The 15,372-nt window shown below is 69.0% G+C and carries 20 protein-coding genes; 7 read left to right on the forward strand and 13 right to left on the reverse strand.

The annotated features are described in order from the left end of the window. Positions 1-768: DNA alkylation repair protein (locus ACFVH2_RS08535; protein ID WP_378475698.1), on the reverse strand; the 768-nt coding region annotated here is incomplete at its 3' end. Positions 769-885: 117 nt separating this feature from the next. Between ACFVH2_RS08535 and ACFVH2_RS08540 the strand changes: the two genes are divergently transcribed. Then, on the forward strand, positions 886-1,257 hold the full coding sequence (locus tag ACFVH2_RS08540; protein WP_378421508.1) for an SPW repeat protein: 372 nt from the start codon (positions 886-888) through the stop codon (positions 1,255-1,257). 69 nt (positions 1,258-1,326) lie between these two features. Beyond that, positions 1,327-1,953 carry a TetR/AcrR family transcriptional regulator gene (locus ACFVH2_RS08545; RefSeq protein WP_378421510.1) on the forward strand — a complete coding sequence of 209 codons (627 nt, stop codon included), beginning with the start codon at positions 1,327-1,329 and terminating at the stop codon, positions 1,951-1,953. Here the strand turns inward: ACFVH2_RS08545 and ACFVH2_RS08550 are convergent. The 7 genes from ACFVH2_RS08550 to ACFVH2_RS08580 form a co-directional block, all read right to left on the reverse strand. Further along, a complete protein-coding gene (locus tag ACFVH2_RS08550) occupies positions 1,950-2,714 on the reverse strand; it encodes a glutamate racemase (protein ID WP_378421512.1) in 765 nt (254 codons plus the stop codon). The two genes, ACFVH2_RS08545 and ACFVH2_RS08550, sit on opposite strands and share 4 nt — an antisense overlap. Then, a complete protein-coding gene (locus ACFVH2_RS08555) occupies positions 2,711-3,292 on the reverse strand; it encodes a MarR family winged helix-turn-helix transcriptional regulator (protein ID WP_378421514.1) in 582 nt (193 codons plus the stop codon). The genes ACFVH2_RS08550 and ACFVH2_RS08555 overlap by 4 nt, the downstream gene beginning before the upstream one ends. A gap of 79 nt (positions 3,293-3,371) precedes the next feature. Next, on the reverse strand, positions 3,372-4,466 hold the full coding sequence (locus ACFVH2_RS08560; RefSeq protein WP_378421517.1) for a thiolase family protein: 1,095 nt from the start codon (positions 4,464-4,466) through the stop codon (positions 3,372-3,374). Beyond that, on the reverse strand, positions 4,463-4,903 hold the full coding sequence (locus ACFVH2_RS08565) for a Zn-ribbon domain-containing OB-fold protein (protein ID WP_378421519.1): 441 nt from the start codon (positions 4,901-4,903) through the stop codon (positions 4,463-4,465). Before ACFVH2_RS08565 ends, ACFVH2_RS08560 begins: the two co-directional genes overlap by 4 nt. Before the next feature lie 9 nt (positions 4,904-4,912). Further along, complete coding sequence (locus ACFVH2_RS08570; protein ID WP_378421520.1) at positions 4,913-6,115, reverse strand: NAD(P)/FAD-dependent oxidoreductase; 1,203 nt, start codon at positions 6,113-6,115, stop codon at positions 4,913-4,915. A gap of 159 nt (positions 6,116-6,274) precedes the next feature. Continuing rightward, positions 6,275-6,763 carry a twin-arginine translocation pathway signal gene (locus ACFVH2_RS08575; RefSeq protein WP_378421522.1) on the reverse strand — a complete coding sequence of 163 codons (489 nt, stop codon included), beginning with the start codon at positions 6,761-6,763 and terminating at the stop codon, positions 6,275-6,277. Next, the gene (locus ACFVH2_RS08580) at positions 6,760-7,314 is read right to left on the reverse strand and encodes a hypothetical protein (RefSeq protein WP_378421524.1); all 555 of its coding nucleotides are present in this window, start codon (positions 7,312-7,314) and stop codon (positions 6,760-6,762) included. The genes ACFVH2_RS08575 and ACFVH2_RS08580 overlap by 4 nt, the downstream gene beginning before the upstream one ends. A 172-nt stretch (positions 7,315-7,486) precedes the next feature. Here ACFVH2_RS08580 and ACFVH2_RS08585 point away from each other — a divergent pair, with 172 nt between their 5' ends. Genes ACFVH2_RS08585 through ACFVH2_RS08605 form a run of 5 tightly spaced genes read left to right on the forward strand, consistent with a single transcriptional unit; the run spans position 7,487 to position 9,941 of the window. Continuing rightward, positions 7,487-7,918 (forward strand): Asp23/Gls24 family envelope stress response protein, encoded by a 432-nt coding sequence (locus ACFVH2_RS08585; RefSeq protein ID WP_378422167.1) that lies wholly within the window; start codon positions 7,487-7,489, stop codon positions 7,916-7,918. Next, positions 7,915-8,217, forward strand: coding sequence for a hypothetical protein (locus tag ACFVH2_RS08590; RefSeq protein ID WP_378421526.1), 303 nt, complete (start codon positions 7,915-7,917; stop codon positions 8,215-8,217). The genes ACFVH2_RS08585 and ACFVH2_RS08590 overlap by 4 nt, the downstream gene beginning before the upstream one ends. Then, positions 8,214-8,393 carry a DUF2273 domain-containing protein gene (locus ACFVH2_RS08595; RefSeq protein WP_378421528.1) on the forward strand — a complete coding sequence of 60 codons (180 nt, stop codon included), beginning with the start codon at positions 8,214-8,216 and terminating at the stop codon, positions 8,391-8,393. Before ACFVH2_RS08590 ends, ACFVH2_RS08595 begins: the two co-directional genes overlap by 4 nt. Next, entirely contained in the window at positions 8,386-9,381 is a 996-nt protein-coding gene (locus ACFVH2_RS08600; protein WP_378421530.1) for a DUF6286 domain-containing protein, read from the forward strand. Before ACFVH2_RS08595 ends, ACFVH2_RS08600 begins: the two co-directional genes overlap by 8 nt. After that, positions 9,378-9,941, forward strand: a complete 564-nt coding sequence (locus tag ACFVH2_RS08605; RefSeq protein ID WP_378421532.1) for a hypothetical protein — start codon at positions 9,378-9,380, stop codon at positions 9,939-9,941. The genes ACFVH2_RS08600 and ACFVH2_RS08605 overlap by 4 nt, the downstream gene beginning before the upstream one ends. Before the next feature lie 120 nt (positions 9,942-10,061). On the opposite strand, the gene tuf is transcribed toward ACFVH2_RS08605, so the two are convergent. The 5 genes from tuf to ACFVH2_RS08630 form a co-directional block, all read right to left on the reverse strand. Beyond that, positions 10,062-11,255 (reverse strand): elongation factor Tu, encoded by a 1,194-nt coding sequence (gene tuf / locus ACFVH2_RS08610; RefSeq protein ID WP_378421534.1) that lies wholly within the window; start codon positions 11,253-11,255, stop codon positions 10,062-10,064. Positions 11,256-11,364: 109 nt separating this feature from the next. After that, positions 11,365-13,467, reverse strand: a complete 2,103-nt coding sequence (gene fusA / locus ACFVH2_RS08615) for an elongation factor G (protein ID WP_378421536.1) — start codon at positions 13,465-13,467, stop codon at positions 11,365-11,367. A 134-nt stretch (positions 13,468-13,601) separates the two neighbouring features. Further along, positions 13,602-14,072, reverse strand: a complete 471-nt coding sequence (rpsG, locus tag ACFVH2_RS08620) for a 30S ribosomal protein S7 (protein WP_114718789.1) — start codon at positions 14,070-14,072, stop codon at positions 13,602-13,604. Further along, positions 14,072-14,446, reverse strand: a complete 375-nt coding sequence (gene rpsL, locus ACFVH2_RS08625) for a 30S ribosomal protein S12 (protein WP_027500620.1) — start codon at positions 14,444-14,446, stop codon at positions 14,072-14,074. Before rpsL ends, rpsG begins: the two co-directional genes overlap by 1 nt. 215 nt (positions 14,447-14,661) lie before the next feature. Beyond that, positions 14,662-15,162, reverse strand: a complete 501-nt coding sequence (locus tag ACFVH2_RS08630) for a DoxX family protein (RefSeq protein ID WP_378421538.1) — start codon at positions 15,160-15,162, stop codon at positions 14,662-14,664. Positions 15,163-15,372 lie beyond the last annotated feature (210 nt).

Genomic DNA, 15,372 nt, shown 5'->3' on the forward strand with positions numbered 1-15,372 from the left:
CAGTGCGGAGGGTCTGCCCTCCGCAACCGCACCACTGCGGCGTAGCCGCCGATACTCGGCACGGGCGTCCGGGTCCAGGTGCTCGGTGGCATAGCCGAGTGTCGTGGCACCCATCCGCGCGGCGTGCTCGTCGAGAAAGTCGAGCAGCAACCGCCGGTCCACCCGCTTGCCGACCTCCCGCAGCATCCAGCCCACCGCCTTCTGCGTGAGGTCGCGGCGGTCGTCGAGCAACTCGGGAGCGAGTTCGAGTGTCGTGCTCGCGTCGCCCCGCCGGATGAACCCGAAGGTCGTCAGCAGGGCCACCCGCCGGCGCCACAGGTCGTCGTCGGCGCCTAGTTCGAACACGAGGTCACGACGTCGGTCGTAGAGCCACCCGCCGAGGATCCGCTCCGCGGACGTGTCGACGAGATCCCAGTTGTTCACCCGGCCACGGAGCACCGCGGCGAGGTAGAAGTCCGCGATGCGCTCCCGCTCGGCGTCGTCGCGGGTGCGCGCCGCGCCGGCCCGCTCGAAGCGTCGGGCCGTGATGACAAGTGCCGCCATCCGGTGCTCGTGCACCGGGCTGTCGAGCAGCACGTCGACCTCCGCGAGGCCCAGCTCGGCGAACTCCGCCGCCACCTTCCGGATCGCCGGCACGCGCACCCCGATGAAGACGTCGCCCTCGCCGTACTCCCCCGGACCCGTCTTGAAGAATCGCTGTAGGTGCGCGGCATCCTGCGCGTTCGACACCCCGTCCAGCGCCCGGATGACCTCGTCCGTCACGTTCATGACCCGACCCTGCCACGACCTGGCGGGCGCCGCCCGGTGGCCCGCTCCGCACCATTGACCGGGCGGTCAATCAGGTCTATACCGGAGGTATCAGTTCTCTGTGCAAGGAGGCAGGAAATGAAGGCAGCATGGGCACGGTGGCAGGACTGGGCCGCCGTCGTGATCGGTGTGGTCGTGGCGCTGTCGCCGATCTGGGTCAGCACCAACAGCGCCGCACGTTGGTCGATGATCGTGCTCGGCGTGCTGGTTGCCGTCGCGGGCCTGGCCAACATGATGTCTCCCGCTACCGAGATGGTCGTGTGGGCAATGGGCGTGCTCGGCGTACTGATGTTCATCGCGCCGTGGGTCACCGGCTACTCGAGCATGATGGGCGCCTCGTGGACCTCCTGGGTCGGCGGCGTACTCACCGTGCTGACAGCGATGGCGGCACTCCCCGAGGGGTCGCCGATGCACATCGGGCACGGCGGCGGACTGGCGGCGCATCACTGACACACACCATCGACCATCCACGACAACCGAGCCGGGTCGCCCTCGATCGACCCGGCCGAAGGAGTACTCATGCCGCGTCCGCGCCAGCGGCGGACGGCCAGCGTGGACGGTGACGCGAGGAAACTCATCCTCGACGCCGCCGAGCAGCTCATCGCCGCACGAGGATTCGACGCCACCCCGACCGCCGCCATCGCGGCGAAGGCCGGTGTCCCCAAGGGACTGGTCTTCTACTACTTCCCCACCAAGGAATCGATACTCACCACCCTGATCGCCGAGCGACTGCCCGCCGAACCGCTCGCAGACGTCGGCGACCTCGTCGTCACCGGCGAACCCGAGTCGGCCCTGGTGAACCTGGACGCGGCCCTGAACCTGCGCGATCACCACTCCTCCGTCATGCGGGTGATCATCTGGCGTGAGGCCGAGACCCACCCCGCCGTGCGCGAACACCTCCGACGCCTGCGGGCGTACCTGCACGACGCGACCGTCGAGGTGCTGCGCGCGAGTTCGCCGCTGACCGCACCGGCCCGCGTCCTCGATTCCTGCGCCACCGCCTGGGTCGCGGCGATGTTCTCCGCGGCCAGCACCGACCGCCTGCGGGACCTCGACGAACTCGCGCGCGAGCGGGCCGATGACCTGCGCGGTGTGGCGCGACTGGTGGCGGCGGGACTGGCGCAGCTCAGCGCCGCCGGCGCCTAACAGACGTTCGCGACGAGGGCACGGCCGTCCTCGTATGCGGCCGCGCTCGCCGGCAACGGTCCGGGACGCCCGCTGAGCAGCACCGAAACCGTGCCGCCACCGACTCGGTGGTCACCGAGTCCGTCGATGCGTCGCAACGTCTGCGCCGCAACGGCTTCCGCACTGTCGAACAGGGTCACACCGGTGGGCAGACTCGCGGCGATCTCGTCCGTGACGAGCGGATAGTGAGTGCACCCCAGCACCACCGCGTCGCAATCTGCGGGTGTACGGGCGGCCGCATCCGCAACCGCACGTGCCACCAGATCCCGGTCACCGAGGTCGATCGCGTCGGCCAGCCCGTGACAGGCAACACCCACCACGTCGGCGCCGTTCGCGAACCGGTCGATCAGGTTCGCCTGGTACGCGCTCGCGGTGGTCGCGGCTGTCGCCCAGATCGCGACCGACCGAGACACCGCGGCCGCCGGCTTGATCGCCGGCACGGTCCCGACCACCGGAACACCGTCACCGAGCCTGGCCCGCACGTGATCGAGGGCGGTCACGCTCGCGGTGTTGCAGGGCAGCACGACCACCTCGGCTCCGAGATCGACCGCACGCTCGGCCGCACCGACCACCCGGTCGATCACCCACGGCGCAGGCTTCGGACCCCACGGCGCACCCTCCGGATCGAGGCACAGCAACAGGTCCAGATCCGGACGCAGTCGACGCAACCAGGCCGAGGTGGGCAGCAGTCCCAGGCCGGAATCGATGAGCGCGACAGTCACCGCACCAACTTATCTCGGTCGCTCCGCAGGCTCCGCTCCTGCCCAGCCCGGTCGCTCCGCAGGCTCCGCTCCTGCCCAGCCCGGTCGCTCCGCAGGCTCCGCTCCTGCCCAGCCCGGTCGGCGTCCGCGCCTCGGCCGCCGTCCCGGACGGCCTCGTTCATCACCGACAGGAACCGTTCGACCGTCGCCAGTTCGTCCGCGTCGAATCCGCGGATCGGGGCGACCAGCCGGCCCACCAGCGGGCCGAAGTACGACCAGCCCAGGTAGCGGGCCTGCTCCTGGACCCGCAGCAGCACCCGGCGTCGATCCGCCGGGTCCGCCGCACGGGTCAGGTGACCCGCCCGCTCCAGCCGATCGATCAGCGCGGTCGTCGCCGCGGACCCCAGCCCCAGCTGCGCACCGAGCCAGCCCGGGGTCGCCGCGACCGCGGCTCGGTCCGCGTCGAGCAGCGCGATCAGTGCGCGCAGGTCGGTCACGTGCAGCCCGTTCCGCTCGGCGAACGCGGCGCCGAACTGGTCGAGATCCGAGGCCAGTCGTCGCAACCTGCGCACCAGCGCCAACGCGGAGTCCGAGTCCACCAACGCTCCCCTCGATCACCGATCATCTCGACGATCGAGACTATCGTCGGTCGAGCGATCGACCGAAAGTGGGTCGAACTCAGCGGAGCAGCAGCACGCAGCCGGCCACCGTGGGGGCACCCAGACCCACCACCGCGACCTCGGGCCCATCCGCGATCTGGGCCGCGCCTGCCACCCCGCGCAGCTGCTCGACGGCCTCGACAACCAGGTCCAGTCCCACTCGATGCCCCCGCCCGAGGAGGCCACCACCCGGGTTGACCGGCAGCGCCCCCTCCCGTGCGATCCGGACGCCACCTGCGACGAAACCCCCTGCCGTGCCGACCTCGCAGAAGCCGAGCGCCTCGAGCCACAGCAACACCAGAATGCTGAACTCGTCGCCGAGCAGGGCCAGATCGACGTCGTCGGGGCGCAGGTCGGTGCCGGCCCACAGCGCGGCACCCGCTCGGTGTACCGCGCTCGCCGACGGCTCCGGCACCTGCTCGGCGAGCGGGCTGCTCGCGTACGCCGACCCGACCGCACCGACGCGCACCGGCCGCGGCTCGACCATGTCGTCCGCGTGGCCGAGCACCACAGCGGCGGCGCCGCCCACCGCGACGGCGCGATCGTGGACGCACAACGGATCGGCGAGCATCGAGGCCACGAGGTACTCGCGCAGTCCGAGCGGGGTTCCGCGTCCACCGTTGCGGCTGGCGAGCAACGCCACCTGCGCCAGCTCGCTCCGCGTCAGACCGAATCGCTCGATGTACGCCCGAGCAGCGAGTGCGGTCGCCACGAGCGGCGAGTCCGCCCCGTACGGTGCGTGCCAACGCCGCCACCCGCCGACGCGCGGAGCCGGTCCGAACATCTCACGTGGGCGTCGCGCATCGGATGCCGGCTCGGCCGCCTCGACACAGATCACGTTCCGCACCCGGCCCGACTCGACCGCCACCACGGCTTGCGACAGCGCGGCGCCCACTCCGAATCGATCCGATTCCTCGCTCCGCCAAGTCAATTCGAGCCCGAGAGTATCGGCGACGTCGGCGGCAGGCACCCCGCAGGTGACGAGTCCGTCGACGGCCGAACCGGAAGCCCCGGCATCGGCCACCGCGGCGTGCAGAGCCGTCGCCGCAGCGGCGACCGGACCGTGGGCCTGCGCGGATGCCCGCCCCACGCCGGTGACCGTGACGGTGTTCACGACACGGCCTCGAGTTCGTCCTCGGGTTGTTCGAGTTCCTCGAGTTCGGCGAGCGGCAGCCACACGTCGGCGTCGATCTGCTGGAAGCGGAGCCGGACCGGCACGTCCACCCGCAACTCGTCGGCGGCCGAACCGACCAGGTTCAGCAGCAGTCGCGCCCCCTCCTCGAGGTCGACGACCACAACCAGGTAGGGCGCCGGCGGGGCGAGGCCGACCGCCTCCGCCACCCCGGTCCAGCTGACCAGCCTCCCCTTGCCGCTGACCGGTTCGAAGCGCAGGTCCGTGCCCCAGCAGTGCCGGCAGCACGGGGCAGGCGGGAACGACCAACGCAGGCACGTGGCACAGCGCTGCACGGACAGCCGGCCGGACGCTCCGGACGTCCAGTGCGCCGCGGTGAGCTCGCTCAGCTCCGGCAGGGCACGGCAGCCGTGGACCATGAATCCACGTTAGACGCCCGCGGCGGTCAGCACCTCTCCGATCGGGACTCGACCTGCGATCTTCGCGCGCATCTTCATCACCGCGCCGGCCAGCCCGCCGCCGACCACCGCGACGAGTCGGCCGTCGCGTTCGTAGTAGGCGACGAACTTGCGGCCGTCGTCACGGACGACGTGCACCGTGTCGGTAGCGGAGGGCTCGCCCAGCGCCTGGATCTTCACGTCGTACTGATCACTCCAGAAGTACGGCACCTGAGCGGGCACGACCGGCCGGTCCCCACCGACCAACGCGTGCGCCAGCGCCTGCGCCTGCTCGCCCGCGTTACTCCAGTGTTCGACGCGTCGCTGCTCACCCTCGGGATGGCGCCACGCGGCGACGTCGCCCGCAGCCCAGACGTGCGGATCACTCGTTCGACCGGACTCGTCGGCGAGCACGCCGCCGCCGTCCGCCGGTGCGGCCAGCTCGATGCCGGAATCGGCGAGCCAGCCGGTGACCGGGTGCGAGCCGATGCCGACCACCACCAGGTCGGCACGGACCTCGCTGCCGTCGCCGAGGACCGCGCCGGTGACGCGCTGGTCGCCGACCAGCTCCGACAGCCCGGTACCGGTGCGCACGTCGACGCCCTCGTCCTTGTGCAGCCGGGCCACCAGCGCCCCGACCTGCTCCCCCAGCACCGACGCCAGCGGGGTCGGCTGCGGCTCGACCAGGATCACCTCGAGTCCCGACTTGCGCATGCTGGCGGCGAGTTCGCAGCCGATGAAGCCGGCGCCGACGACGAGAGCCGTCCGCCCCTCGGTCAGCTCCGCACGCAGACCCCGCGAGTCCTCGAGGGTCCGCAACACGTGCACGCCCTCGAGGTCTGCCAGTCCGGGGATGCGGCGCGGGGTCAGCCCGGTCGCGATCACCAGGTCGTCGTAGCCGAGGCTGGACCCGTCGGCCAGGACAACGGTGCGAGCGGCGGTGTCGAGCCCGACCGCCCGCGTCCCGAGCCGCAGCTCGATCTGCTGCTCGGTGAAGAACTCGGCGGGCTTGAGGGTGACGTCGTCGACCTCGCCGCGGACGACCTCCTTCGACAGCGGGGGCCGGTCGTACGGCGGGTGCGACTCCTCCCCGAGCAGCACCACCTCACCGGGGTACCCGGCCCGCCTCAGCTCCTCGGCGGTCCGTAGCCCGGCCAGCCCGGCCCCGACGATCACAATTCGACCGACACTCATCTGCTCAACCCCTCTTACCGATACGCCCGCGACCGCGAACCGTCGTGCACAAGTCATACCAAACTGACACATGTTCTAGAAAGGCCTTGGCCGCCGCGGACGCCACCCGAGGCGGGTTCGCGGTCGCCGATCCGCCCGACCCGGCCGCGGGACTCCCAGCTAGGTCGCGTCGAATCCCGAGATCAACCAGTCGCCGTCGATCCGCTGGAGTTCGACCCTCGCCGTGGTGGTCGCTCCGACCGGCGCGGGCTGCGCGGCGGATGCAGTGTCCTGCTTCAGGAAGACCAGCACGACCGCGCTGTCCTCGTCGACGGAGGACACGCCCGTGCCGGTGACGGTCGCGTGCGTGGTGATCTGCTTGTCGCGGGCGGCGGGCACGATCACCGCGTCGGTGAGCCGGCCGTAGTAGTCCTTGAATCCGCCTGTCAGGCGCTGCTGCGCCGCGTACATGTCGGCGGCGACGGTCTCCGGGGTGTAGGTAAGCAGCGCCGCCGCGCCGTCCCCCGCGACCTGTCCCACCTCGGCACGCACGGCGTCGTCGACCGCCGTGTCGGCCCGGTACCGGGTCAGGTACAGCGTGGTCGCGAGCGCCGCCAATGCCACGGCGAGCACCGCCAGCGCGACCGTCAGTTTCGTCCGACCGTTCACGCCACGAACTCCATCTTCGACACCTTGTAGCCGCCGTCAGCCCGGTCGACGGTCACCCGCAACCGGGAGACTCGCGGCTGGGGCTCGGGCCCCGACCTGTTGGTCACCTTGGACGTCACCTGCACCAGGACCGTCGCGGTGTCGCCGTCCTGCGACTCGATGCCGGCGTCGACCCGCTCCGCAACCGCACTGACCTGCGCCTGCTTGACCACCGAGACGTACGACTCGGCGCTCTGCTCGAAGTCGTCGCGGAATTGCCCCGTCGCTCCGTCCAGCACCCGCCGCACGTCCTGTTCGGGATGCTCGTGGGAGATGGTCGTCATGTTCGTGGCACCGTCCCGTGCCGCCTGCAGGAAGCTCTCCCGCACCGACTGCGCAGCGTCCACCAAGTGGTGGTGCCAGAGCAGGACACCACAGACGCCGGCCAGCAGCACCGCCGCCGCTCCCAGTGCCGCGGGCAGCACGAGGCTCGAGCGGCGACCACCACCGTCGACCTGCTCGGTCGTCGCTTCGGCCGCCGCGCGCTCGTCGGCGGCCTGTGCTTCCCCCATGTCCGAAATCCTTGTCTGTGGTGTGCGAGTCCGCTCCACGGTAGGTGATTCGGCTCACAGGCGTCGCGGGGCGTCCGGACTCACTAAAGTTGACGGTGTGACCACCGAACCGCACCGGACCGAAGTCCCAGCACAGCCGACGTCCCCGGCACCGCAAGAGCGATACAGCCCCGTGCAGTTCGGGGCCGCCTCCTCGACCGAGCTGGTGAGTTCCCAGGGTCGCACCATCATCGCGGACGCGGTGGTCGCGAAGATCGCCGGTATCGCGACACGCGAGATCAGCGGCGTCTTCGATGTCGGTGGTGGGACCGCACGGGTGGTCGGAGCGCTGCGGGACCGGATCCCTGGTGCCCGTGTCAACCACGGCCAGGGTGTGGCCGTGGAGGTCGGCGCCAAGCAGGCCGCGATCGACATCGGCATCGTCGCCGAGTACGGCGTCGCGCTGCACGAGTTGGCTGCCGGTATCCGCCGGAACGTGATCGCGGCCGTCGAGCGGATGACCGGACTCGAGGTCACCGAGGTCAACATCACCGTCTACGACGTCGTGCTGTTCGACGAGACCGCGCCCGCGGGCGAACCCGACACGAGGCCGCGAGTCCAGTGACCGACGGATCGCAGCAGGATACGGAGGCCGCGGACCGGATCGCTGCGCTGGTGCTGGCGGTACCCGGCGTCGCGGACCTGCACGGCGGCATGTTCGGTGAGGTCGCCACCTATCTGCCCGGCCGCAGACTGCTGGGGGTCGCCCTGACCGAGGAGTCCTGCGCCGTGCACATCACCGTCACCTACCCGGCCAATGTCGTGGATGTCGCGGAGGCGGTCCGTCGGGCGGTCACCCCGGCGGTGGCGGTCCCGGTGAACGTGACGGTCGAGGACGTTCAGTTGGAGAGGACAGCGCAATGAACAGCACGGTCATCGGTCTGATCGCCGGCCTGCTGCTGGCGTTGGCAGGCATTCTCGGCGGCTTCGGCGGCTTCGTATTCGCGGTGCTGCTCGGCGGGCTGGGGATGGCGATCGGCGCGCACCGCGACGGGCACGTCGACCTGGGCGCCCTGCTGCGCGGCCGCGGCCGTGGCTGACGAGCAGGTCGCAGGCCTCGCCACGGCAGGCCCGACGGTCAGCGACGAGGAGAGCGCGCTCGACCGTGAGCGCGGCGCCCGCGGCCAGCTGATCGTCAAGGAACGGGCGGTTTCGCGGATCGCGGTCGCCGCGGCCCTGGGTGTGCCCGGCGTGGTCCGGCAGAGCGGCGGACTGTTCAAGCTGCCCGGTCGAGACCTGCCGAGGGCCGAGGTGGCGATGGGCCCAGAGTCGGTGGCCGTCGCGCTGTACATCGCGGTCTCGTGGCCGTGTCCGATCGCGGTGCTCTCGCGGGAGGTGCACCACGAGGTCGGCGAGCGCATCGAAACCCTCACCGGGCTGCCGATGGACACCCTGCACGTGGTGGTCGCGGCGGCGGTGCCCAGCGACGCCGACACCCCCGCCGACGTGGACACCCGGCAGTTGGTGGCGGAGACCCCTGACCGCCCGCTGGTACCCCCGCGGGCACCGCTGGCCCGCCCCGCGGCGGCGCTCGTCACGGTGATCGTGGCGGTCGGGTTGCTGGTCGTCGCCGGGCTCACCGGCCGAGAGTTCCTGATCGCGAAGGAAGTCATCGCGCCCGCAGCCTGGCTGCGTAACTCGGTGTCCTGGGTGGCTGGACTGCACTGGCAGTCCTGGATGCTGCCGACGGCCACGCTCGCCGCGCTGGCCGGGCTCATGCTGATCTACATCGCCGTCACACCACGGACCCGCACCCACCTTCCGGTCGGCGAGCGAAAGGCTTCGGTGGTGTGGGTGCGGCCCACCGACGTCGCCCGCATGTGCAGCGCCCGCGCCGGCAACGTCGTCGGCATCCGGTTCGTGCAGACCACCGTCGACCGCAAACGTGCCACCGTCCACGTCACCCCCACCGGCGAGGTGCAGCCGCACGAGCTGGAGGCCACCGTGCGTGACGCGGTCCAGCCGGGGCTGGCGATGCTGGCCACACCCCGCGAGCTGCGGGTTCGAATCGGGCGGGTGAAGTCGTGAAGCGGCGGACCTCGGTGGTGGACCGGCTGGTCGTGCTCGGTGTGGGCGGTGCGCTGCTCGCCGGCGGCGCGCTGGCGGTGACATGGCGACTGGGACTCGACGCCGCACGCGACGTCGTGAGCAGGCTCGACCGCGCACGGATCGCGTCGGTTCCCGACCAGTCCTGGTGGCCCGCCGCGCTGGGCACGACGTGTGTGCTCGCCCTCGTCGCCGGCGTCACCCTGCTGCTGCTCAACCTGCGCCGCGGGCGAACCTCGACGGTTCAGCTCGGCGGCGACCTCTGCGGCGGCGACCTGTCCGTCGACCTGGGACCGATGGCGGTCGGGCTGGCGAGCGAGCTGTCCGCCTTCGACGGGGTCCGAACGGTCCGCGCGACGGCCGTCGACGATCGCGGGCTCCCCACACTGAGGGTCACCGTCGTCGGCGAGCCGACACTCGACCTCGAGGACTTCACTCGCAATGCCGAGGCGTTGGCGCAGTCGATGGCCGCGGCATTGCCCGGCGCCGCAGTCGCCACCCAGGTGCTCCTGCACCTCGATCCGGTGGATCAGTCCGCCTGACCCGGACGCCCCGCACCGACGGTGGGAGCGAGGGCACACGACGAACGCCGAATGGCGCCCACTCCCGAGGGAGTGAGCGCCATTCGGCTTGGTACTGCTAGATCAACGGGTGATGCTGGATCACTTGTTGATCTTGGTGACGCGACCGGCGCCGACGGTGCGGCCACCCTCACGGATGGCGAACCGCAGGCCCTCGTCCATGGCGACCGGCTGGATCAGCTTGACGGACATCTCGGTGTTGTCACCGGGCATGACCATCTCGGTGCCCTCGGGCAGGGTCACGACGCCCGTAACGTCCGTGGTACGGAAGTAGAACTGCGGGCGGTAGTTGTTGAAGAACGGCGTGTGGCGGCCGCCCTCGTCCTTGGACAGGATGTAGGCGTTGCCCTCGAACTCGGTGTGCGGGGTGGTGGTGCCGGGCTTGACCACGACCTGGCCACGCTCGACGTCCTCGCGCTTGATGCCACGAACCAGCAGACCGACGTTGTCGCCCGCCTGGCCGGAGTCGAGCAGCTTGCGGAACATCTCGATACCGGTGACGGTGGTCTTGGTGACCGTCTCCTTGATGCCGACGATCTCGACCTCTTCGTTGACGTTGATCACGCCACGCTCGATGCGGCCGGTGACGACGGTGCCACGACCGGTGATCGTGAAGACGTCCTCGACGGGCATGAGGAACGGCTTGTCGGTCTCACGGACCGGGTCCGGGATCGAGTCGTCGACGGCCTGCATGAGCTCGAGAACGCTCTCGGCCCACTTCGGGTCACCCTCGAGCGCCTTGAGCGCCGAGACCTTCACGACGGGGGCGTTGTCGCCGTCGAACTCCTGCGAGGACAGCAGCTCGCGGACCTCCATCTCGACGAGCTCGAGGATTTCCTCGTCGTCGACCATGTCGGACTTGTTCAGCGCGACGAGGATGTAGGGCACGCCGACCTGGCGGGCGAGCAGCACGTGCTCACGCGTCTGCGGCATCGGGCCGTCGGTGGCCGCCACGACCAGGATCGCGCCGTCCATCTGCGCAGCACCGGTGATCATGTTCTTGATGTAGTCGGCGTGACCCGGGGCGTCGACGTGCGCGTAGTGGCGCTTCTCCGTCTGGTACTCGACGTGGGAGATGTTGATCGTGATACCACGAGCCTTCTCCTCCGGCGCCTTGTCGATCTGATCGAAGGCCGAGGCCTCGTTCAGGTCCGGGAACTTGTCGTGCAGGACCTTGGTGATGGCCGCGGTCAGCGTCGTCTTGCCGTGGTCAACGTGACCGATGGTCCCGATGTTCACGTGCGGCTTCGTCCGCTCGAACTTCGCCTTCGCCACTTGATGGCCTCCTGTTGTGTTGCTTGCGGTATGCAGCAGTGCGGTTGGTTGTTACTTCTGTCGTGCTCAGCTGGTGAAAACTCGCCAGCGGTCTTGCTCCCAGCCGGTGTTACTCGCCGGTCGCCTTGGCGATGATTTCCTTCGAGACGTTCGCGGGAACCTCTGCGTAGGAATCAAACACCATGGAGAAGTTCGCTCGACCCTGGGTCTTCGACCGCAGGTCACCGATGTAGCCGAACATCTCCGAGAGCGGAACCAGCGCCTTCACGACACGGGCACCACTGCGTTCCTCCATGGCCTGGATCTGGCCACGGCGGGAGTTGAGGTCGCCGATCACGTCGCCCATGTACTCCTCGGGCGTGGTCACCTCGACCGCCATGAGCGGCTCGAGGATGACCGGACCGGCCTTGCGGGCGGCTTCCTTCAGGGCCTGCGAACCGGCAACCTTGAAGGCCATTTCCGACGAGTCGACGTCGTGGTACGCGCCGTCGAGCAGCGTCAGCTTGAGGTTCACCAGCGGGTAGCCGGCGAGGACGCCGTACTGCATGGCATCCTGCGCGCCGTGGTCGACGGAGGGGATGTACTCGCGCGGGACGCGGCCACCGGACACCTTGTTCTCGAAGGTGTACGACTCGCCTTCCTCGCCGATGTACGGCTCCAGCGCGATGATCACCTTCGCGAACTGACCCGAGCCACCGGTCTGCTTCTTGTGGGTGAACTCGTGCTTGTCGACCGTCTTGGTGATGGTCTCGCGGTACGCGACCTGCGGCTTGCCGACGTTGGCCTCGACCTTGAACTCGCGACGCATGCGGTCGACGAGGATGTCGAGGTGGAGCTCGCCCATGCCGCCGATGACGGTCTGGCCGGTCTCCTCGTCGAGCTCGACGGAGAAGGTCGGGTCCTCTTCGGCCAGCTTCTGGATCGCGGTGCCCAGCTTCTCCTGGTCGGACTTGGTCTTGGGCTCGATCGAGACCTGGATGACCGGATCCGGGAAGCTCATGGACTCGAGGACGATCGGAGCGTCCTGCGCGCACAGGGTGTCGCCGGTGGTCGTGTCCTTCAGGCCGATCATCGCGTAGATGTGGCCGGCCACGGCCTCGTCGACCGGGTTCTCCTTGTTGGCGTGCATCTGGAAGAGCTTTCCGATGCGCTCCTTCTTGCCCTTGGTCGCGTTCAGCACCTGCTGACCGGGATCGAGGCGGCCGGAGTACACGCGCACGAAGGTCAGCTTGCCGAAGAACGGGTGCGCGGCGATCTTGAACGCCAGCGCGGAGAAGGGCTCGTCTTTGCTCGGCTTGCGAGTGAGGATCTCCTCGTCGTTGTTCAGCGCGTGGCCCTCGACCTCACCGATGTCCAGCGGGTTCGGCAGGTAGTCGATGACCGCGTCGAGCATGGGCTGAACGCCCTTGTTCTTGAACGCGGAGCCACAGAGCACCGGGTACAGCTCGGAGTTGACCGTCATCTTGCGGATGGCGCCCTTGATCTCCTCGACCGTGAGCTCCTCGCCGCCGAAGTACTTCTCCATGAGAGCTTCGTCGGACTCGGCAACGGTCTCGAGCAGCTTCTCGCGGTACTCGGCGGCCTTGTCGGCCAGATCCGCGGGGATCTCCTCGATGGTCGGCTCGGCACCGGTCGGCACCACGCCGCGCCAGGTGATGGCCTTCATCTCGACCAGGTCGACGACGCCGTCGAAGTCGTCCTCGGCGCCGATCGGCAGCTGGAGGACGAGCGGCTTCGCGCCGAGGCGGTCGATGATGGTCTGCACGGTGAAGTAGAAGTCCGCGCCCATCTTGTCCATCTTGTTGACGAAACAGATGCGCGGCACGTCGTACTTGGCGGCCTGACGCCACACCTGCTCCGACTGGGGCTCGACGCCCTCCTTGCCGTCGAACACCGCGACGGCACCGTCGAGCACGCGCAGCGAGCGCTCGACCTCGACGGTGAAGTCGACGTGGCCCGGGGTGTCGATGATGTTGATCTGGTTGTTGTTCCAGAAGCAGGTCACGGCGGCAGACGTGATCGTGATGCCGCGCTCCTTCTCCTGCTCCATCCAGTCGGTGGTCGAGGCGCCGTCGTGCGTCTCACCGATCTTGTAGTTCACACCGGTGTAGAAGAGGATGCGCTCGGTGGTGGTGGTCTTGCCGGCATCGATGTGCGCCATGATGCCGATGTTGCGGACCTTGTTCAGGTCGGTCAGCACTTCCTGTGCCACAGGACTGTCCCCGCTCGTATCTCGTGTCGGTCCTTCTCGGACCACGTCTTTTTGTATTGTCAGCCGGCCCGGGAGGAACCGACACTTCAGTGACAACGCACGGGCGGCACGCTGAGTGCCGCCCGCGCGTCAGATCACCAGCGGTAGTGCGCGAACGCCTTGTTGGCTTCGGCCATCTTGTGGGTGTCCTCGCGACGCTTCACGGCTGCACCGAGGCCATTGCTGGCATCCATGAGCTCGTTGGCGAGGCGCTCGACCATGGTCTTCTCGCGACGTGCACGCGAGAAGGTGACCAGCCAGCGCAGGGCCAGGGTGGTCGAGCGGCCGGGACGAACCTCGACCGGCACCTGGTAGGTGGCGCCACCGACGCGGCGGCTGCGCACCTCGAGTGCGGGCTTGACGTTGTCCAGCGCGCGCTTGAGGGTGACGACCGGATCGGTGCCGGTCTTCTCACGCGCCTGCTCGAGCGCCTCGTAGACGATGCGCTCGGCGGTGGACTTCTTGCCGTCCAGCAGGATCTTGTTGACCAACTGCGTGACCAGCGGCGACCCGTACACGGGGTCGGCGATCAGCGGACGCTTGGGAGCGGGGCCCTTACGAGGCATTAGCTCTTCTCCTTCTTGGCACCGTAACGGCTGCGGGCCTGCTTGCGACCCTTGACACCCTGGGTGTCGAGCGAGCCACGGATGATCTTGTAGCGAACACCGGGGAGGTCCTTCACACGACCGCCGCGGACGAGCACCATCGAGTGCTCCTGCAGGTTGTGACCCTCGCCGGGGATGTAGGCCGTGACCTCGACCGAGCTGGTCAGGCGAACACGCGCGACCTTACGGAGCGCGGAGTTCGGCTTCTTGGGGGTGGTGGTGTACACGCGGGTGCACACACCGCGGCGCTGGGGGCTGCCCTTCAGGGCCGCGGTCTTGAGCTTCGCGACCTTGTCGCGGCGACCCTTGCGGACCAGCTGGTTGATGGTTGGCATAGACCGGCTTTCCTCGTGTTGTTACAAACGTCTTTTAGTCGAGCTCTGCGTCCCGCCTCCACGTACCCGAGGTCGGGCGTGTCCGGCACCCGGAGTCCGCCCATTTCAGGGCACGCCGACTCGCGTCAGCCGCTTTCGCTGGCCTACCGAATGCTCGAACTTGCCCGCATGCTCCGGGCACAGCGATCCACGATACCCGTCGGCGCGGTCCGGGGTCAAAGTGGGCGCGCGACGGCAGGGCGCTGACTGCGCCTCGGCACTCGACCTTCCCTGCCTCGACGTCGCAGCACCGAGTCCACCGCGAACGCACCGGGGCCGGCGGCCGCGATGAGCAGGAACGCCCAACAGAACAGCGCAGCCGGCTCCCCACCGTTGAGAATCGGCAGGGCGCCCCGCGGCTGGTGAACAGTGAAGTACGCGTACGCCATTGCACCGGAACAGATCAGCGCCGCGATCCTGGTCCCGAGCCCCACCATGACCAGGAAGCCGCCGACCAGTTCGATCAACCCGGCCCACCAGTAGGGCCAACTCGCGAAGGCCGCCAGGTGCCCGTTCCACGGTTTCGCCGGGAAGCCGAACATGTCGGTCGTGCCGTGCACGAGAAAGAGGAACCCGACGACGATCCGGAACATGCCGAGCACGACGGTCTCGAGCGACCTCCGCCCCCGCGGGCGCAGCATGCCCGCCTCCGGCGGGCTCGAAGCGAACTGATCCATGGCGACACCTCGCAGAATGCGACCGAATCGGAGGGCGCGGCGCACATCGGTGCCACACCGTCTATGTCACGAGACGCGCCCCCGGCACGTTCACGTCGACCAGGATCGCTATCGAAAATAGTTTTCGTTATCTTCGCCACATTTCGTTGCACTTGCTAGGGACCAGCCACTACGAATGAACGCGGTGCAGCTACTGCACCCCTACCGAGC

This window comes from Rhodococcus sp. NPDC127527 (assembly GCF_042672245.1).
Lineage (GTDB): Bacteria > Actinomycetota > Actinomycetes > Mycobacteriales > Mycobacteriaceae > Rhodococcus_G.